Genomic DNA, 19,316 nt, shown 5'->3' with positions numbered 1-19,316 from the left:
ATTGAAATTCCGGGAGCGCTTCGCTGGCGAATACGGCACGCATCCGCACGCGGCGAACAGCGATTGTAGGAAGGAAACCGGCACGTTCCGTGTAGGCAATGGCAGAGAGATCGGCGGTACGGCCACCCCTGCCCGGCAACGGCAGCGCCGGTGCCGCCGCCACGCCGGCCTAGAGCAGCCGCCGCTGCGACACGGTGAGGTCGATCTCGCCTTCGGCCAGCCGGCCCACCAGCGCATCGCCCGGGCGCACCTGGGCCGGCCGCGTGACCGGCTGTCCCTGCGCGTCGGTCAGCAGGGCATAGCCGCGCTGCAGCACCAGCCGGGGGTCGAGCAGCTGCAGCCGCAGCGCGGCGCGCTCCAGCCGGTCGGACTGCGCGCCGACGCGGCGCTCGAGCGCCAGGGGCAAACGGGCCCGTAGCGCTTGATTTTCCTGGGCCATACGCTGCAATTTCAATAGCACGGCATGGCGCATGCGCTGGGCGTGGCGTGCCAGCTGCAGTTGCTGGCGCCCGACCAGCCCCGAAGGCCGCCCCAGGCGTTGCGTTGCGCCGTCCAGCCGCTGGTGGCGCAGGTCCATCTGCCGCTGCACCGCGGCCTGCAGGCGCTCGGCCAGCAGATCCAGCGCACCCAGCCAGACCGCACGCGGCTGGGAGACGAGCTCGGCCGCTGCCGTGGGGGTGGGAGCGCGCAGGTCGGCGCAGAAGTCCGCGATGGTGAAGTCGGTCTCGTGCCCCACGCCGCTGATGAGCGGCACCGGACTGGCGACGACCATGCGGGCGACCTGCTCGTCGTTGAACGCCCACAGGTCTTCGATGGAGCCACCACCCCGGACCAGCAGGATCACATCGACCGGTACCGGGTCTGGCGCCTCGCCCAATGCGGGTTTCGCCGCTGGCGCCCTTGCCGCCTCGGCGTGCCGATACAGTTTCGATAGCGCGGCGCAGATCGATGCCGGCGCCTGCGCACCCTGGACCAGCGCTGGCGCGAGCACCACCGGGATGTGCGGCACCCGCCGCCGCAGTGCCGTGACCACATCGTGCAGCGCGGCAGCACCGAGCGAGGTCACCACACCGATTCCACGCGGCATCAGCGGCACGCCCCGCTTGCGCGCGCTGTCGAACAGGCCCTCGCCTTCCAGCCGCGACTTGAGGCGCAGGAACTGCTCGAACAGGGCGCCCTGCCCCGCCCGCTGCATGCTCTCGACGATCAACTGCAGGTCGCCCCGGGCCTCGTACACACCCAGCCGGCCGCGCACTTCCACCAGTTCACCGTCGCGCGGCTGGAAGTCGAGCAGCGTGGCCGCACGCCGGAACATGGCGCTGCGGATCTGGCCGCTGGCGTCCTTCAGCGTGAAGTAGCAGTGGCCGCTGCCGGCCCGCGAGAAGCCCGTGATCTCGCCGCGCACGGCCACGGGATTGAATCGGGCCTCCAGCGCGTCAGCAATCGCGCGGCACAGCGAGCCGACCTCCCAGATGCGCGGCGCCGGGCCTGGCTCTGCGCGCTCAAACATAGGCGGGGCGCGGCCTGGCAGGGATCTGCGCCTGCACATTAGTCCACAGCGCAGAGGGAGCGGCGGCTGCTCCAGCGCCCCGGGCGCCACCCCCCGGCATCGCCAGCAAACCGGCGCAAGCCATTGATTTCAAATGAATTTTCACTGCGCGATTTTTCATCAATCTGTCAAAGTCGTGATCTGGCGCCGCTTGGCGGGCCGTCGCGGGGTAGTTGCCCACAAAGTTATCCACAGTTTTTGTGGGTCGATTCGCTGCGCCGCGAGTGCCGGGGGAGTGCGGGCGGTGCCTGGCCGGAATGCGGGCCGATCCGCCCGGCAGCCAGAGCGGCGTGGGCCATAATCGCCGGCTGGATGTCACCCGCCCGGAGAGAGAATTGCTGTCGATCATACAAGCCGCAGGCTGGCCCATCTGGCCCCTGATAGCCTGCTCCGTCATCGCCCTGGCGCTGGTGCTGGAGCGCTTTCTCGCCCTCAAAACGTCCCGCGTCGTCCCGCCCAAGCTGCTGGACGAAGCCATCTCCGTCTCGTCGCGCGGCCTGCCGACGCCGGACGTGGTGAACCAGCTGGCGCAGAACTCCGCCCTGGGCGAAGTGCTGGCCACCGGGCTGCGCACCCTCAACAGCCATCCCAACAGCACCGAGGCCGACCTGCGCGCGGCCATGGAAGGCGCCGGCCGGGCGGTGGCCCACCGGCTGGAGAAATACCTGAGCGCCCTCGCCACGATCGCCTCGGCAGCCCCGCTGCTGGGGCTGCTGGGCACGGTCATCGGCATGATCGAGATCTTCGGCTCGCAAGCCGGCGGCGGCGGTGCCGGCCAGGCCATGGGCGGGGGCAATCCGGCGCAACTGGCCCACGGCATCTCCATCGCGCTCTACAACACGGCGTTCGGCCTGATCGTGGCCATTCCGACGCTGATCTTCTGGCGCTATTTCCGCAGCCGGGTCGATGCGTACCTGCTGGCGCTGGAGCTGTCCGCCGAGCAGTTCCTGCGCCACATCGCGCGCCTGCGCAAGTGACGCGCCTGCCGATCGCCCCCGGAGCACGCCGCCCATGAACTTCCGCCCCCGCGCCAAGGAAGAGCCCGAGATCAACCTGATCCCGTTCATCGACGTGCTGCTGGTGATCCTCATCTTCCTGATGCTGTCGACCACCTACAGCAAGTTCACCGAGCTGCAGCTGACGCTGCCCGTGGCCGACGCCGAGCAGCAGCGCGACCATCCGAAGGAGATCATCGTCTCCGTCGCCGCCGACGGCCGCTACGCCGTCAATCGCGCTGCCGTCGAAGGCAAGGGTGTGGAGGGCGTGGCCCGGGCGCTGACCGCCGCCGCGGCCGCCGGCCGCGACAGCGTGGTCATCATCAGCGCGGACGCCACTTCCCCGCACCAGGCTGTGGTGACCGTGATGGAAGCGGCGCGCCGTGCGGGGCTCTCGCAGATCACCTTCGCCACCCAGTCCTCCGGCGGCGCGGCGCGCTAGCCGCATGGCGCAGGGCTTGCAGCAGGCCTGGTCGCATCGCGGCTGGGTGGCCTGGGCGCTTCGCCCGCTGTCGCTGGTCTACGCCAGCGTCACGGCGCTGCGGCGCCTGCTGTATCGCAGCGGCCTGCTGCGCTCGCATCGCCTGCCGGTGCCGGTGATCGTGGTGGGCAACGTGATCGCGGGGGGAGCGGGCAAGACACCGGTCACGCAGGCCATCGTGCGCCACCTGCAGGCCAGGGGCCGGCATCCGGGCATCGTCTCCCGCGGCTATGGCCGTCGCACCCACGACTGCCGGGCGGTCGGGCCCGGCAGCACCGCAGCCGAAGTGGGCGACGAACCCGCCCTGCTCGCCCGCAGCACCGGTGCGCCCGTCTTCGTGGCAGCGGGGCGGGCCGAGGCGGCCCAGGCCCTGCTGGCAGCGCACCCCGACGTGGACGTGATCGTCTGCGACGATGGCCTGCAGCACCTGGCGCTGGCGCGAGATATCGAGATCTGTGTCTTCAACGATGACGGCGTGGGCAACGGCTGGCAACTGCCTGCCGGGCCGCTGCGCGAGCCCTGGCCGCGCTCCGTCACTGCCGTGCTGCACGCCGGGCCCCGGCCTGCGGGTGGCAACGCGCCCGCCTTCGCCCTGCAGCGCGGCCTCACCGCCCAGGCGGTTCGAGCCGACGGGCACCGCGTGCCGCTGTCGGGCCTGCGGGGCGAGCCGCTGCATGCCGTCGCCGCAATCGCCCGGCCAAACGATTTCTTCGCCATGCTGCGCCAGCAGGGGCTTTCACTGGCCCAGGCGGAGGCGCTTCCCGATCACTATGATTTTGATAGCTGGGAACGCCCATCGGACAAGCGCCTGCAGCTGATTTGCACCGAGAAAGACGCGGTCAAGCTGTGGCCACGGCACCCCGACGCGCTGGCCGTTCCGCTGGCGGTGCAGATTCCTGCGCCCTTCTTCACCCTGCTGGATGCGCGGTTGGCGACCGTCGCCACGCCACTATCATCGGCGGACACCGCCTGACGAACGTCCGGTCCCCATCCGCTCGGGGTCGGCTTTTTCCGGCCCATCTTTGTTTCGCCTTCTCCCCATCGCCCCGCCGGGCGCCCATGCCATGGACTCCAAACTACTCGACTTGCTGGTCTGCCCCGTCACCAAGGGCCCCCTCGTCTTCGACCGTGACCGCCGGGAGCTGGTGTCGCGCAGCGCGCGGCTGGCCTATCCGGTGCGCGACGGCATTCCGGTGCTGCTGGAAAACGAGGCACGCACGCTGACCGACGACGAAATCGACGCGGCGGCATGAGCGCCGCCGCCTCGGCCACCGCGCCGGCAGCGCTGCCCGCCTTCACCGTTGTGATCCCGGCGCGGCTGGCGTCGACCCGCCTGCCGAACAAGCCGCTGGCGGACATCGCCGGCCTGCCGATGGTCGTGCATGTGGCGCGGCGCGCGGCGCAGAGTGGAGCGTTGCGCAGCGTGGTGGCGGCAGACGACGAGCGCATCGTCGCAGCCTGCCGGCACCACGGTGTGGAAGCCCTGCTCACCCGGGCCGACCACGCCAGCGGCAGCGACCGGCTGGCCGAGGCCTGCGAGCTGCTGGGCCTGGCGGGTGACGACGTGGTGGTCAACGTGCAGGGCGACGAGCCGCTGATGGACCCCGCGCTGATCGACGCCGTCGCCCGCTTGCTCGCCGACCGGCCCGATGCCAGCATGGGCACGGCCGCGCACGCCATCGACGCCGTAGCGGACTTCGTCAATCCCAACGTGGTGAAGGTGGTACTGGACGGGCGCGGTCTCGCGCACTATTTCAGCCGCGCACCCATTCCGCATGCCCGCGACCATGCTGCCGGCACCGCATGGTGGAACGACCCGGCCGCACCTGCGGTGCCGCACGGGTTCGCGCCGCTCCGGCACATCGGCATCTACAGCTACCGCGCGGGCTTCCTGCGGCAGTTTCCCCAGCTGCCCCCGGCGCCCACCGAAGCGCTGGAGGCGCTGGAGCAATTGAGGGCCCTCTGGCACGGCCATCGGATTGCCGTTCATGTTACCGCCGCCGCTCCTGGCCCGGGGGTGGACACTCCGGCCGACCTCGACCTCGTGCGCGCCCTGCTCGGCTGAAGGCCGGGAAAGGCCGGAGAAGGCCGCCCGGGCGGTCCGCCGGACTGCGGTATCGGCGGGCCGCAGACGGGCCAGCGACGGGTGAAATCCTGGTTTTTCGCCCCTCGCACACCGCTGAGTCGCGGTGATGACGCGTCAGGGAAGCGAAGGTATCGCATGCTATCCTCGACTGGAATGAAGGCACCCGCGCGGCGCACGCTCGCCTGCGGCCGGTTGCCCGCCGAATTCAACATCGAGAGGAGATTCATGAAGCTGATTCTTTTGGGCGCGCCTGGGGCGGGCAAGGGCACACAGGCCGCGTTCATCTGCACCAAGTACGGCATTCCCCAGATTTCGACCGGGGACATGCTGCGCGCCGCCGTCAAGGCCGGCACGCCGCTGGGCCTGCAAGCCAAGGCCGTGATGGATGCGGGCGCGCTCGTCAGCGACGACCTGATCATCAATCTGGTCAAGGAACGCATCGCCCAGCCGGACTGCGCGCAGGGCTTCCTGTTCGACGGTTTCCCCCGCACCATTCCCCAGGCCGACGCCATGAAGGCCGCAGGCGTGAAGCTGGACTACGTGCTGGAAATCGACGTGCCGTTCGAGGCGATCATCGAGCGCATGAGCGGCCGGCGCTCGCACCCGGCCAGCGGCCGCACCTACCACGTCAAGTTCAATCCGCCGAAGGTGGAAGGCAAGGACGACGTGACGGGCGAGGAGCTGATCCAGCGCGAGGACGACAAGGAGGCCACCGTCCAGAAGCGCCTGGAGGTCTACAGTGCCCAGACGCGTCCGCTGGTCGACTACTACTCCACCTGGGCGCAGCAGGACCCGGCGAACGCGCCCAAGTACCGCGCCATCAGCGGCACCGGCTCGGTGGAAGAGATCACCCAGCGCGCACTGCAGGCCCTGGCCAGCTGATAGAAACCGAGAAAGCGCCGCGCCCGGCATCGCGCCCCGCTGTGCGGGGCGTTTTCGTATCCGGACGCTGAACGTCAGCGACGGTGGCGTGCCGCCAGCAGGTGAAGCATGAGCGACACGCGCGTCTTGACCGCGCCCAGGCCCTGCGTTTCGGCCTGGAGCGCGTCGCCAGGGCGCGGCAGCACGCGACCCAGCGGGCAGCGGGAGGCCACCCGCACCGCCACACCCGCCATCTGCGCCCGCAGCAGTGCGGCCTCCAGCGCGGCGTGCACCGTACCATTGCCCGTCGCGGCCACCACCAGGCCATCGACGCCATCCGCAGCCAGCAGATCCACCACGCGACCCGAGGCGGCGGCGTGGCTCAACACGATGTCCACCCGCGGCCAGTCCACTGCGCTTGCCGGGTTCGCCGGCGGGGCTTCGCCAGCCCGGCTCCAGGGCAGCTGTGGGTAGAGGGGCTCTGCGGCCGGCCAGTCGCGTGCCAGCCGCACCTGCCCTTCCTCCACCCAGCCCAGCGGACCGGACTCGCCGGAATCGAACGCATCCACGCGGTACGGATGCACCTTCCGCACCTGCTCGGCGCCGTGCACCGTGCCGGCAGCGACGGCGACCACGCCGTGCGCGCCCTCGGCGGTTGCGACGGCCATCGCATCGAGCAGATTCTGGGGACCATCAGGGCTCAAGGCCGTGGCCGGTCGCATGGCGCAGGTGAGAACGACAGGCTTGCGCGCATCCAGCACCAGCCGCAGGAACCAGGCGGTTTCTTCCAGCGTGTCGGTCCCGTGCGTGATCACGATGCCGCGCACCTCGGGGTCGGCCAGATGCACGGCGCAGCGCTCTGACAAGCGCTGCCATATCGCGTGATCCATGTCCTTGCTGTCCACCTGAGCGATCTGCTCGGTGACCAGCTCGCCACCGCCCGCCGCCTTCGCCAGGCCGGGAATGGCCTCCAGCAACTGCTGCACACCGACCTGGCCGGCGGTGTAGCCGATGTTGTCGGACGCGTCACCCGCCGTACCGGCGATGGTGCCTCCGGTTCCCAACACCACGATTTTTTGAGCGGCCACTTGCATCCTCGAAGAAACTGGTTAAAAATACAGGTACTGGATTAAACAACAGTCCCGCAGTCGATCCCTTTGGTCATCGCAACGCACTGGAAACCTGCCATGCTCGACAGTCCCAAGCTCACAGCCCGCCAGCAGCAGATTCTGGATCTGATCCAGACCGCCATCGCACGCACCGGCGCGCCACCCACCCGTGCGGAAATCGCCGCTCAGCTCGGTTTCAAATCCGCCAACGCGGCGGAAGAACACTTGCAGGCCCTGGCGCGCAAAGGCGTCATCGAACTGGTCAGCGGCACGTCCCGCGGCATCCGTCTGCGCAGCGAGACCGTCCGGTCCATCAACGCGGCGCGCGGCACCCAGTTCAGCCTGCCCATTCCCGGGCTCACCCAGCTGGTGCTGCCCCTCATCGGCCGCGTTGCGGCAGGCTCCCCCATTCTCGCGCAGGAACACGTCGACCAAACCTACAGCGTGGAAGGCAGCCTGTTTCAGCACAAGCCCGACTACCTGCTGAAGGTGCGCGGCATGTCCATGCGGGACGCGGGCATCATGGACGGCGACCTGCTCGCTGTCCAGGCCACGCGGGAGGCCCGCAACGGCCAGATCATCGTCGCCCGGCTGGGAGACGACGTCACCGTCAAGCGCCTGCGCCGCAGCGGCAGTGCCATCGAATTGCTGCCGGAAAACCCGGACTACCCGGTCATCACCGTGCAGCCCGGGGAGCCCTTCGAGATCGAAGGGCTGGCCGTGGGCCTGATCCGCAACACCATGCTCATGTAGCTGTCACCGCGGCTGCCCAGGTGGCGGGCGTCTGGCGGTAGGGTGGGGGTGCGGCGCACAGTTCGCTTTCCCAAATCCCTACACGCCAACCCTGCGGCAAGTCGCTCAATGGCAATCCTGCCTGTGTTCAATCCTCCGTGCCCTCGCACGGGGCTGGTGCCCTCCCCCTGGGTGACCTGATTGCCATCGAGGCGCATCTGCCGACCGGTCCGCGTATTGCGGGCCTGCCCGGCAGGCGCTGAACCCCGATCGTGATCCGGCATCCGTCACCGGAGCGTTCCAGCACTGTTCTAGGCACTGGCCACGATGGAGTTTTCACATGGGAATTGCCCTGCTTGCCTTTTCGTCCTTGTCGCACCCCGTCAAGGCCCTGACCCAGTGGTTTGCCCGCCCAGCCCGGGCTGCAGGCCTGACCGCCTCCGCTGCCCGGCAGCGCTCGCTGGCCGACAACGGCGCGGGCCACGCAGCCGCCGCCGCATCGCGGGCGCCAGCAGAAGGGCTGGACGCTGCATCGCCCTCCGCCAACGCCGCGTCGATGACCGGAGTGTCTGCTGCGGCACCCGCTTGCGTGGTACCCATGACCAAGCTGCCTGCGGCTACTGCGGCCCCGGCCTTCCATCCGCTGCGCGTGCAGTCCATCCGTGCCCGTCTGGCTTTGCCCCTGGTCGCCTCGCAGGCCGCCAATGCGGCGTCGTTCCACGGTGACGCAGACGGCTCCCCGGCCGGTGCGGCAGCGGCGGCCTCCCGCAGGAGCCCCGTACTCCGGGTTCTGCGCCGCATCCAGGTGGCCGACCCGACCCGGCTCGTGCTGTCGGGCCGCATGGCAGATGTATGCGCCGAGCTGGACCGTCTCGCAGCCTCCGAGTCCGCAAGTCTCACGGCCGCCTGAACGTCGAGGGGCCCAGGCGCCGAGCGGGTTCCAGGCCGGCCCAGCCGGAGCCCGTCACCCCTTCTTCTCTTGCCCCGATCCGCCCCGGGGCGTCGGCACTTCCCTGATCCTGTCGGCGTCGTATCCACCAAACGGAACAAGGTGCCCACCGGGGTGACCTCTCAGTGAACTGACCAGACTGTGGCCCGACCCGACGCGCCGCCTCTGCCCATGGGTGGCCGTGGCACGCTGGCGCTCATCACGCGTTGATCTGCGCCCACAGCTTGTCCAGACGCTTGACGCTCACCGGCTGGGGCGTGCGCAGCTCCTGCGCGAAGAAGCTCACCCGCAACTCTTCCAGCAGCCAGCGCATCTCCACCATGCGCGCATCCACGTGGCCTTTGCGCTCCGCCACCAGGCGCCAATAGCGCTGCTCCTGCGGCCGCAGCTCGGCCAGCCGGGCGGCGTCGCGGGCGGGGTCGGCGCGGTACTTGTCGAGCCGCTGGGTGATTGCTTTCAGATAGCGGGGAAAGTGCGCCAGTTGCGCCCAGGGCGCTGCGGCCAGGAACTGTCGGGGCATCAGCCGCTGCAGCTGCTGTTGCGCGTCCTGCGTTGCATCCGGAGCGTTCTTCGTGTCCTTGATCTTCCGGGCTGCCGCAGCGAACTCCACCAGGATGGCGCCGGCCAGCCGGGCCACCTCGTTGGCGATGAGCGTGAGCCGGCCACGGCCCTCCTCCACCCGCCGCTTGAAGTCGGCCTCGTTCGTCGGTAGCGGCTCCTGCAGGAAGGCGCGCTCCAGCGCGATGTCGAGGATCTGCGTGCGCAACTCTTCCTGCGTGCCAAGCGGCATGTAGGCCACGGCCATCTTCTGCAGGTCGGGCAGGTTTTTCTCCAGGTATTTCAGGGCGTCCTTGATCTGCAGCGCAAACAGCCGCCGCAGGCCGGCGCGGTGCTTGGCCGCCGCCACCTCGGGTTCGTCGAACACTTCGATGCTCACGGCATCGCCGCCATCGATGAGCGCGGGAAAGCCGATCAACGTCTGCCCCGCCTTGCGGATTTCCATCAGCTCGGGCAGCTCGCCGAAGGTCCACGCGGTGTAGCGCTGCCCTGCGGGGGCCGCCGGGGCCTGCGGCGCGGCGGGGGCATGCGCCACCCTCGCCGAAGAGCCAGTGCCCTCTTTTGCTACTCCTTTCATAGCATCAGACCCAGGCGGTTCCTGCGCTCCAGCCCCATTGGATGCCGCATCGCTGCCTGCGGCGACCGCTGCAAGCTTCAATCCTGCCAGCGCCTGGAACGCCCCGCGCGCCTTGGCGCCCCACTCGGCTTTCAATGCGCCGAGGTTGCGGCCCTGCCCCAGTTGCCGGCCATGTTCGTCGACCACGCGGAAATTCATGAAGAGGTGCGGCGACAGCATGTCGAGCTTGAAGTCGGCGCGCTTCACGTCCAGAGACGTCTCTGTCTGGACTTGCTTGAGCAGCACGTCGGTCAGGCTGCCGTGGCCGAAGCGCTCGGGCGTGCCCAGCAGCTCGGCGAGGCGCGCCGCGCTCTCCGGCAGGGGCACGAAACGGCTGCGCGGGCGCTGCGGCAGGCTTTTGAGCAGCGCCTGGATCTTGGCCTGCAGCATGCCGGGCACCAGCCATTCGCAGCGCTCGTCCTGGACCTGGTTCAGCACGAAGAGCGGCACGGTCACGGTGATGCCGTCGCGCGCGTCGCCCGGTTCGTGCAGATAGGCGGCAGCGCAGTCCACGCCGCCCAGCCGCACCGTCTTGGGAAACGCATTGCTCGTGATGCCGGCCGCTTCATGCCGCATCAGCTCGTCGCGCGTCAGCTTCAGCAGGTCGGGGTTCTGCCGCGCCTCGTCCTTGTACCAGGCCTCGAAGCCGGCGCCCGTGCAGATGTCCGCCGGCAGCTGCTGGTCGTAGAAGGCGTAGATCAGCTCATCGTCCACCAGCACGTCCTGGCGGCGCGACTTGTGCTCCAGCTCCTCCACCTTGGCAATCAGCTTCTGGTTGGCGGCCAGGAACGGCAGCCGCGTTTCCCACTGGCCGCCGACCAGCGCCTCGCGGATGAAGATCTCGCGGGCGGCATGCGGGTCGACCTTGCCGAAGTTCACCCGCCGGTTGTTGTAGATGACCAGGCCGTAGAGCGTTGCCCGTTCCACGGCGGACACCTGCGCGGCCTTCTTTTCCCAGTGCGGATCCAGCAGCTGCTTCTTAAGCAAATGTCCGGCGATCTGCTCCACCCACTGCGGTTCGATGGCCGCGATGCCGCGCCCGAAGAGCCGTGTCGTCTCGACCAGTTCGGCAGCGACGATCCAGCGGCCCGGCTTCTTGCTCAGATGCGCGCCGGGGTGCTTGTAGAAGCGGATGCCGCGCGCGCCCAGGTACCAGTCTTCCTCTTCGCTCTTGATGCCGATGTTGCCCAGCAGGCCGGCCAGCATCGACAGGTGAATCTGCTCGTAGCTGGCGGGCGTGGTGTTGATCTTCCAGCGGTGTTCGGTCACCACCGTCAGCAGCTGGGTGTGGATGTCGCGCCACTCGCGCAGGCGGCGGATGCTGATGAAGTTCTGCCGCAGCAGCGCTTCGTACTGCCGATTGCTGAGCTTGTGGGTGGGCTGCACCTGCGCTGCCGTCGCCGCGGCCTGCGCTGCCGTCGCCGCGGCCTGCAGGGCCGCGGGGGCGGGGGCGGCACTCGCAATGCGCTGCGCGACCGGCAGCACCGCCTGCGACGGCGCGCCCTTGCGGGCCGCTTCGCGCTGCATGCGGGCCGATGGGAGGCTGGGTGCGCCGCCCCGCGCCTCGCCGATCCATTTCCAGAGCTTGAGGTAACCGCTGAATTCGCTTTTCTCGTCGTCGAACTTGGCATGCGCCTGGTCGGCCTGCTGCTGCGCCTCCAGCGGCCTGTCGCGCACGTCCTGCACCGACAGGGCCGAGGCGATCACCAGCACCTCGTCCAGCGCCTTGCGGTCGCGCGCCTCCAGGATCATGCGGCCCACGCGCGGGTCCAGCGGCAGGCGCGACAGCTCCACGCCCATGGGGGTGAGTTCATTGGCATCATCCACCGCACCCAGCTCGCCCAGCAGCTGGTAGCCATCGGCAATGGCACGGCCCGACGGCGCCTCGATGAACGGGAAGTGCGCCACATCGCCCAGGTGCAGCGACTTCATCCGCAGGATGACGCCCGCCAGCGACGAGCGCAGGATCTCCGGGTCGGTGAAGCGCGGCCGGCTGTTGAAATCCGCCTCGTCGTACAGGCGGATGCAGATGCCGTTGGCGACGCGGCCGCAGCGGCCGGCGCGCTGGTTGGCGGCGGCCTGGCTCACCGGCTCAACCAGCAACTGCTCCACCTTGCTCCTGAAACTGTAGCGCTTGACCCGCGCCGTTCCCGCGTCGATGACATACCGGACACCCGGCACGGTCAGCGAGGTCTCGGCCACGTTGGTGGCCAGCACGATGCGCCGGCCGGTGTGGCCGTCGAAGATGCGGTCCTGCTCGGCCTGCGACAGGCGGGCGAACAGCGGCAGCACCTCGGCATTGCGCATCACCGGCTGGTGCGCCAGGTGCTTGCGCAGGTGGTCGGCCGCCTCGCGGATCTCGCGCTCGCCCGGCAGGAAGACGAGGATGTCGCCGCTGGCGTTGCCCGCCCAGAGTTCGTCCACCCCGTCGGCGATGGCCTCGTTCAGTCCGTAGTCGCGCGATTCCTCGAACGGCCGGAAGCGCTGCTCGACAGGAAACGTGCGGCCCGACACGTAGATGATCGGCGCAGGGCCCTTGCTCGATTCGAAATGCCGGGCGAACCGGTCGGCGTCGATGGTGGCCGAGGTCACCACGATCTTCAGGTCGGGCCGGCGCGGCAGGATCTGGCGCAGGTAGCCGAGCAGGAAGTCGATGTTCAGGCTGCGCTCGTGCGCCTCGTCGATGATGATCGTGTCGTAGGCCTTCAGCAGCGGGTCGGTCTGCGTCTCGGCCAGCAAGATGCCATCGGTCATCAGCTTGACCGACGCATCGCGGGAGAGCCGGTCCTGGAACCGCACCTTGAAGCCCACCACGTCGCCCAGCGGCGTCTTCAGCTCTTCAGCGATCCGCTTGGCCACGCTGCTGGCGGCGATCCGGCGCGGCTGGGTGTGGCCGATCAACTGGCCCTTGCTGCCTGCGGGGGCGTTGCACTTCCCGCGCCCCAGCGCCAGCGCGATCTTGGGCAACTGGGTGGTCTTGCCGGAGCCGGTTTCACCGCACACGATGACCACCTGATGCTGCTGGATCGCAGCCATGATCTCTTCGCGCTTGCCCGACACGGGCAGGGATTCGGGGAATTCGATGCGCAAGGCGGGCGCGGCGGGCCGGGGATGGGAGGACAGGGTTTCGCTCATGAAGACCGCCATTATCCAAGCGCCCCGCCGGCGACGCACGCCGCTGCGCCCTTGGCCCTGGCGGGCGCACTCTTCAGCCGCGAGCGTCCCCCGGTGACGCCTGCCCGCCCCGCCCACCCTCCCATCGACGCGGCGCGGCGGGTGGCGAACGGGCCGCTGCATATAAGCCTGGCCCCCGCCCCACTGGCACCTTCTGCATCGAATCCGGGCCCACCGCACCTAGAGCTTCTACCGAGAAAAAACCGAGCAACTGGTTATAGACTTTATCCGATAGCCTGACTAACTATAAGCAACCCAACAGTTTTCAGGCACCGCAGGTGTCGAGCCCGCGCGCCCTCCACGGATCAAGGAGTCCAGATGCCAGCGTCAGCCACCGTGCCCGCACCGGGCGCGCCCTGCCAGCGCCTGCCAAGCCGCCATGCCGCAGTCCGGGGCGCCGGTCGATGTCGGTGGGGCGGCGCCGCGCCGCTCGGCCGGCCGTAGGCAAGCGGCCGGCCCGGCCTTCTGGCACGCCTCCCCCCATCGCCCTCTGCCCACAGGCAGCCGGCCCACCGAGTGCATCCGCACATGCCGCGTCGATCGACCGGCATCCATGACGAGAGAGTGACAACCCGGGCAACGGGCGGCGCCTGGCCTTCGGCCTGCCCCAAGCCCGGACAAGGAAGGAGACCTTCATGAACAAGACGACACGCATCCGCCGACTAGGTTGCGCGGCCTTGGTGGGCACGACCGCCACCTTCGCAGCGCATGCCCAGACCCCGCCCGCCACCGCTGCCGCACCCGCATCCGCGCCCGCATCGAGCGTGAATCTGTACGGGCTCATCGACGTGGGCGTCGAGCGCCTGAACAACGTGGGCGCCAGCAACAGCGGCCTCACCCGCATGCCCAGCAACACCGGCACGCTGCCGTCTCGCCTGGGCTTTCGCGGTACCGAGGACCTGGGCGGCGGGCTGAAGGCCATCTTCACGCTGGAAATGGGCCTGGCGCCCGACCAGGGCACGCTGGGCCAGGGCGGGCGCGGTTTCGGGCGGCAGTCGTTCATCGGGCTGCAGGGCCCGTGGGGCACGGTGTCCGCCGGCCGCCAGTATTCGATGCTGTTCTATTCCATGCTGGATGCCGACGTGATCGGCCCGGCGGTGTATGCCGCAGGCTCGCTCGACAGCTACATCCCCAATGCCCGCGCCGACAATTCGCTGTCCTACCGCGGCACCTTCAGTGGCCTCACGCTGGGGGCTGAATACAGCTTCGGCCGCGACACGGTCAATGCCGGCCCGAGCCCCGTGGGCACCAACTGTGCAGGCGAAAGCGCCAGCGACAGCAAGGCCTGCCGCCAGTGGTCCGCCATGGTCAAGTACGACTCGCCCGTCTGGGGTGCTGCCGTGGCCTACGACCGGCAGAACGGCCGCAACACCGCCGGCGCCACCGATGTGGTCTTCGGCAACCTCAACACCAGCGCCAAGACCGACTCCCGCCTCAGCGTGAACGGCTATGTCAAGCTGGCCGGCGCCAAGATCGGCGCGGGCGTGGTGCGTCGCGACAACGACGGCGATGCCACCAAGCCGCGCAGCGACCTGTGGTTCGTCGGCGCCTCCTACCCCCTCACCAGCAACCTGACGCTCGATGGCCAGTACCTGCGCATCGACTACCGATCCGTGAACGACTTCGACTCGCAGATGCTGGTGGCGCGGCTGAGCTACGCGCTCTCCAAGCGCACCAGCCTCTACAGCCAGCTCGGCCACATCCGCAACGACCGGCTGGCGGCCGTCTCGGTCAGCGGCGGCGCTGCGGGCAGCAACCCGGCGGCCGGCAAGTCGCAGACCGGCTTCAACATCGGCGTGCGTCATGCGTTCTGACCCCCGCCGCTCTTCGTTCCACAGGACCCACGCCATGACCCATCGCCGCCAATTCATTCAGACCCTGGGCTCGCTCACCGCCCTGGGCGCCCTTGCGCCCCTCGCCGCGTTCGCACAGACGCTGGACACCGCGCGCGTCGTCGTCGGCTTCCCGCCGGGCGGCACGGCCGACGTGATGGCCCGCCGCGTGGCCGACCGGCTGCCCGCCGGCGGCTACGTGAAGACCGCAGGCATCGTGGACAACAAGAGTGGCGCCGGCGGGCGCATCGCGGTGGAAACCGTGAAGGTCGCCGCGCCCGACGGCGCCACGCTGCTGCTCACGCCGCACTCGGTGCTCACCGTTTTCCCGGGCATCTACCCCAAGCTCGGCTACAAGCCGTTCGAGGACCTGGTGCCCGTATCGCTGGGCGCCACCATGTCGCATGCGCTGGCAGTGGGCCCTGCCGTGCCCGCGGATGTGAAGACGGTGGCCGACTTCCTGGCGTGGGCCAAGGCCCACCCGAAGGAGGCCAGCTACGGCTCGCCCGCCGCAGGCTCGATTCCGCACTTCATCGGCGCACTGCTGACGAAGAACAGCGGCGTCGATCTGCGGCATGTGCCCTATCGCGGCTCCATTCCGGGCGTGACCGACACGGTGGGCGGCCAGATCGCCGCCATGATCACGCCGGTGGGCGACTTCCTGCCCCAGGCCAAGACCGGCAAGCTGCGCATCCTGGCCACCTCCGGCCCCAAGCGCACGCCGTTCACGCCCGACGTCGCCACCTTCGCCGAACAGGGTTACGACTACATCAAGTTCGACGAGTGGTATGGCTTCTACGCGCCGGCCCGCACGCCGCCCGCCGTGGTGGCCGCCGCCAGCGCGGCCATCAACAAGGCGCTGCAGGACAAGGCGGTGATCGACAACCTGGCCACCTTCGGCCTGATCGCGGGCGGCTCCACGCCGGCCGAACTCGATGCCATGACGCACCAGGAGTCCGACCGCTGGGCGCCCATCGTCAAGCAGATCGGCTTCACCGCCGAGTCGTGACGCCCCGGTTCAGGCGGCCGGCGCAGCACGCTGCGGCCCGGCCGCCTGCGCTGCAGCAGATCCACAACGAACCCACCTTTCGAGCCGGCCAGCCGCAGGCGCTGGGCGGAGGAGACATCCATGACCCATTTCCCTTCCCTGGCACCCGGGCGGCTGCCTGCCGGCTGGCTTGCGGGCGCGGCGGCTGCCGGCGCCGCGATCGCCCTGTCGGCCTGTGGGGGCTCCGACAGCGGCCCGCCGCAGTTGGCGGCGGCGACGCCCGGCAAGCTCGCGCAGTGCAGCCAGCTGGCGGCCCTGGCCTTACCGTCCACGCGCATCACGTCCGTGACCTCCGTAGCGGCGACGGACGGCGGCAACGGCCAGCCCGCCATGCCGGAGCATTGCCTGGTGAGCGGCCGCATGAATGAGCGCACCAGCGCGGTGGACGGCAATGCCTACGCCATCGGCTTCGAGATGCGCCTGCCGCAGGACTGGAATGGCCGCTTCTTCCACCAGGGCAACGGCGGGCTGGACGGCGCCGTGGTGCCTGCCACCGGCCCCATCGGCGGCGGCGCCCCCAACACCACCGCCCTGTCGATGGGCTTTGCCGTGCTCAGCTCCGACGCCGGCCATCCACAGCCCACGCCGTTCTTCGGCGCAGATCCGCAGGCGCGGCTGGACTACGGCTACCAGGCCGTGGCCACGCTCACGCCGATGGCGCAGGGCGTCATCAAGGCGGCCTACGGCAAGGCGCCGGATCGCTCCTACTTCGCCGGCTGCTCCAACGGCGGCCGCCACGCCATGGTGGCCGCGGCGCGCTACGCCAAGGACTACGACGGCGTGCTGGCGGGCAACCCCGGCTTCCATCTGCCCAAGGCTGCGAGCGCGCAGCTGTGGAAGGTGCAGCAGTACGCCTCCATCGCCAGCCAGGGCGCCAACGGCCTGCCCGACATCTCCAGGGCCGTCACGCCGGCGGAATACAGCACGGTGGCGGCGCGCATCACCGCCAAGTGCGACGCGCTGGACGGCGCGAAGGACGGGATGGTGTCCGACGTGGCGGCCTGCCAGGCGGCCTTCGACATCCAGACCGACGTGCCCACCTGCTCCGGCGAGCGCGATGGCGCCTGCCTGACGCCGGTGCAGAAGAACACGCTGCAGCGCCTGTTCGCCGGGCCCCGCCTGGCGGACGGGACGGCCGCGTATTCCAACACTTGGTTCGACCCGGGCGTGGCCGGCAAGGATTTCGCGCTCTGGCACTACTTCATCGCGCAGAACCTGGACCCGGGGTCGGTGTCGCTGGTCTTCAACACGCCGCCCCTGCCGGTCAGCACCTTCGTGAGCACGCCGCCCCTGAAGATCGCGCTGGACTACGACCTGAACCGCGACTACGGCAAGCTCTTCGCGACCAGCGGCGCGTTCACCGAGTCCAGCTGGTCGTTCATGACGCCGCCGCGCGAGACCGACCTGTCCACCCTGCGCGATCGCGGCGGCAAGCTGATGGTCTATCACGGCACGGCTGACGGCGTGTTCAGCGCTGCGGACACCGCCCGCTGGTACGACGCGCTGCAAACGGCCGAGCAGGGCCGCGCGCCGGACTATGCGCGCCTCTACCTGGTGCCCGGCATGAACCATTGCGCCAACGGCCCCGCCACCGACCAGTTCGACATGGTGACCGCGCTGGTCAACTGGGTGGAAAAGGGACAGGCGCCCGACCGCGTGATCGCGCAGGCGCGGGGCGCCGGCTCCGCGGTGGTGAACGCGGAGGTGCCCGCCAGTTGGAGCGCCCAGCGCACCCGGCCGCTGTGCCCGTATCCGCTGGTCGCCCGCTACAACGGCTCGGGCGACGTGGAAAGCGCGGCCAGCTTCAGCTGCAGGCCGTGACCTGAAGCGCCCCGGTCCAGGCCGGCCCCGCGGCGGGCCGGCCTGGACCGGGGCCATGGCAGGGCGGCTCGGCCACTGCGGACACAGGCAGCCACTATGATTTCGCCTCCGCACCGCCCCCTCCGACGGCCCGCCCGCTGCCCCACCGCCTTCACATGTCCGCTGTTTTCAATTTCACCTTCGTTCCCTGGTTCCGCTCCGTTGCGCCGTACATCCACAAGTTCCGCCACCAGACCTTCGTGATCGGCCTGCCCGGCGAGGCCATTGCCGCGGGCAAGCTGCAGAACATCGCGCAGGACCTGGCGATGATCCAGGCCATGGGCGTGAAGATCGTGCTGGTGCATGGCTTCCGGCCGCAGGTGAACGAGCAGCTGCGGGCCAAGGGCCACGAGCCCAAGTACTCGCACGGCATACGCGTCACCGACTCGCTGGCGCTCGACTGCGCCCAGGAGGCGGCTGGCCAGCTGCGCTACGAGATCGAGGCCGCCTTCAGCCAGGGCCTGCCGAACACGCCGATGGCGGGCTCCACCGTGCGGGTGATTTCGGGCAACTTCCTCACCGCAAGGCCCGTGGGCATCGTGGACGGGGTCGATTTCCAGCATTCCGGGCTGGTGCGCAAGGTGGATACGGCCGGCATCCGCCGGGCGCTGGACATGGACGCTCTGGTGCTGCTGTCGCCCTTCGGTTTCTCGCCCACCGGCGAAGCGTTCAACCTGAGCATGGAGGAAGTGGCCACCTCGGTCGCCATCGCGCTCAAGGCCGACAAGCTGGTGTTCGTCTCGGAAGTGCCGGGCATCCGCACCGACCCCTTCCTGCCCGACGGCGAAGAGAACCCGATCGACACCGAGCTGCCGCTGGACCACGCGCGCCGCATGCTGGCCACCCTGCCGCCGGCCCGCACGCCGTCGGACACGTCGTTCTACCTGCAGCACTGCGTGAAGGCCTGCGAAGGCGGCGTGGAACGCAGCCACATCATTCCGTTCTCGGTCGACGGTGCGCTGCTGCTGGAGATCTACGTCCACGACGGCATCGGCACCATGATCGTGGACGAGAAGCTCGAGGAACTGCGCGAGGCCAAGCCCGATGACGTGGGCGGCATCCTGCAGCTGATCGAACCGTTCGAGAAAGACGGCACGCTGGTCAAGCGCGACCGCACCGAGATCGAACGCGACGTGGCGAACTACACCATCATCGAGCACGACGGCGTGATCTTCGGCTGCGCCGCGCTCTACCCCTACCCTGAGGCGGGCACGGCCGAGATGGCTGCCGTGACGGTGTCGCCCCACAGCCAGGGCACGGGCGACGGCGAGAAGCTGCTCAAACGCATCGAGCAGCGTGCGCGCCTCATGGGCCTGAAAAGCATCTTCGTGCTGACCACCCGCACCATGCACTGGTTCATCAAGCGCGGCTTCCAGCCGGTGGACCCGGACTGGCTGCCCGAGGGCCGCAAGAAGAAATACAACTGGGACCGCAAGAGCCAGGTGCTGATCAAAAAGCTGTAGCGC

General features: G+C 69.3%; 15 protein-coding genes. 12 read left to right on the top strand and 3 right to left on the bottom strand.

The window, feature by feature from the left end:
• Positions 1–169: 169 nt before the first annotated feature.
• On the bottom strand, positions 170–1,510 hold the full coding sequence (xseA, locus tag ASF94_RS07540; protein WP_056663837.1) for an exodeoxyribonuclease VII large subunit: 1,341 nt from the start codon (positions 1,508–1,510) through the stop codon (positions 170–172).
• 374 nt (positions 1,511–1,884) lie between these two features.
• On the opposite strand from xseA, the gene ASF94_RS07535 reads away from it, so the two are divergent.
• The 6 genes from ASF94_RS07535 (at position 1,885) to adk (ending at position 5,993) form a co-directional block, all read left to right on the top strand.
• Positions 1,885–2,526 carry a MotA/TolQ/ExbB proton channel family protein gene (locus ASF94_RS07535; protein WP_056663834.1) on the top strand — a complete coding sequence of 214 codons (642 nt, stop codon included), beginning with the start codon at positions 1,885–1,887 and terminating at the stop codon, positions 2,524–2,526.
• A 34-nt stretch (positions 2,527–2,560) separates the two neighbouring features.
• Positions 2,561–2,986: a biopolymer transporter ExbD gene (locus tag ASF94_RS07530; RefSeq protein WP_056663831.1), complete on the top strand. Its 426-nt coding sequence runs from the start codon at positions 2,561–2,563 to the stop codon at positions 2,984–2,986.
• A 4-nt stretch (positions 2,987–2,990) separates the two neighbouring features.
• Positions 2,991–3,998: a tetraacyldisaccharide 4'-kinase gene (lpxK, locus tag ASF94_RS07525; protein WP_056663827.1), complete on the top strand. Its 1,008-nt coding sequence runs from the start codon at positions 2,991–2,993 to the stop codon at positions 3,996–3,998.
• Positions 3,999–4,089: 91 nt separating this feature from the next.
• Positions 4,090–4,278, top strand: a complete 189-nt coding sequence (locus ASF94_RS07520; RefSeq protein WP_056663824.1) for a Trm112 family protein — start codon at positions 4,090–4,092, stop codon at positions 4,276–4,278.
• Complete coding sequence (kdsB, locus tag ASF94_RS07515) at positions 4,275–5,090, top strand: 3-deoxy-manno-octulosonate cytidylyltransferase (RefSeq protein WP_056663818.1); 816 nt, start codon at positions 4,275–4,277, stop codon at positions 5,088–5,090. The genes ASF94_RS07520 and kdsB overlap by 4 nt, the downstream gene beginning before the upstream one ends.
• Positions 5,091–5,336: 246 nt before the next feature.
• Complete coding sequence (gene adk, locus ASF94_RS07510; protein WP_056664837.1) at positions 5,337–5,993, top strand: adenylate kinase; 657 nt, start codon at positions 5,337–5,339, stop codon at positions 5,991–5,993.
• Positions 5,994–6,067: 74 nt separating this feature from the next.
• Here adk and ASF94_RS07505 read toward each other — a convergent pair whose 3' ends face one another.
• Positions 6,068–7,066 (bottom strand): asparaginase, encoded by a 999-nt coding sequence (locus ASF94_RS07505; RefSeq protein ID WP_056663816.1) that lies wholly within the window; start codon positions 7,064–7,066, stop codon positions 6,068–6,070.
• 93 nt (positions 7,067–7,159) lie between these two features.
• Between ASF94_RS07505 and lexA the strand changes: the two genes are divergently transcribed.
• Both lexA and ASF94_RS21145 read left to right on the top strand, forming a co-directional pair.
• A complete protein-coding gene (lexA, locus tag ASF94_RS07500; protein WP_056663813.1) occupies positions 7,160–7,834 on the top strand; it encodes a transcriptional repressor LexA in 675 nt (224 codons plus the stop codon).
• A 319-nt stretch (positions 7,835–8,153) separates the two neighbouring features.
• Positions 8,154–8,723 carry a hypothetical protein gene (locus tag ASF94_RS21145; protein WP_156382448.1) on the top strand — a complete coding sequence of 190 codons (570 nt, stop codon included), beginning with the start codon at positions 8,154–8,156 and terminating at the stop codon, positions 8,721–8,723.
• 238 nt (positions 8,724–8,961) lie between these two features.
• Here ASF94_RS21145 and hrpA read toward each other — a convergent pair whose 3' ends face one another.
• Positions 8,962–13,071 (bottom strand): ATP-dependent RNA helicase HrpA, encoded by a 4,110-nt coding sequence (hrpA, locus tag ASF94_RS07490; protein ID WP_056664834.1) that lies wholly within the window; start codon positions 13,069–13,071, stop codon positions 8,962–8,964.
• A gap of 674 nt (positions 13,072–13,745) precedes the next feature.
• On the opposite strand from hrpA, the gene ASF94_RS07485 reads away from it, so the two are divergent.
• From ASF94_RS07485 to argA, 4 genes are all read left to right on the top strand, one after another.
• Positions 13,746–14,924 (top strand): porin, encoded by a 1,179-nt coding sequence (locus ASF94_RS07485; RefSeq protein ID WP_082493053.1) that lies wholly within the window; start codon positions 13,746–13,748, stop codon positions 14,922–14,924.
• Positions 14,925–14,958: 34 nt separating this feature from the next.
• Complete coding sequence (locus ASF94_RS07480; protein ID WP_056663807.1) at positions 14,959–15,951, top strand: Bug family tripartite tricarboxylate transporter substrate binding protein; 993 nt, start codon at positions 14,959–14,961, stop codon at positions 15,949–15,951.
• Between the two features lie 120 nt (positions 15,952–16,071).
• Positions 16,072–17,811: a tannase/feruloyl esterase family alpha/beta hydrolase gene (locus ASF94_RS07475; protein ID WP_056663803.1), complete on the top strand. Its 1,740-nt coding sequence runs from the start codon at positions 16,072–16,074 to the stop codon at positions 17,809–17,811.
• 155 nt (positions 17,812–17,966) lie between these two features.
• On the top strand, positions 17,967–19,313 hold the full coding sequence (gene argA, locus ASF94_RS07470) for an amino-acid N-acetyltransferase (protein WP_056663799.1): 1,347 nt from the start codon (positions 17,967–17,969) through the stop codon (positions 19,311–19,313).
• Positions 19,314–19,316 lie beyond the last annotated feature (3 nt).

Source organism: Acidovorax sp. Leaf160, from assembly GCF_001424265.1.
Classification (GTDB): Bacteria; Pseudomonadota; Gammaproteobacteria; order Burkholderiales; family Burkholderiaceae_C; genus Paracidovorax.
The sequence above is the reverse complement of the archived record's forward strand: the minus strand, read 5'-3'. Positions and strand labels throughout refer to the sequence as shown.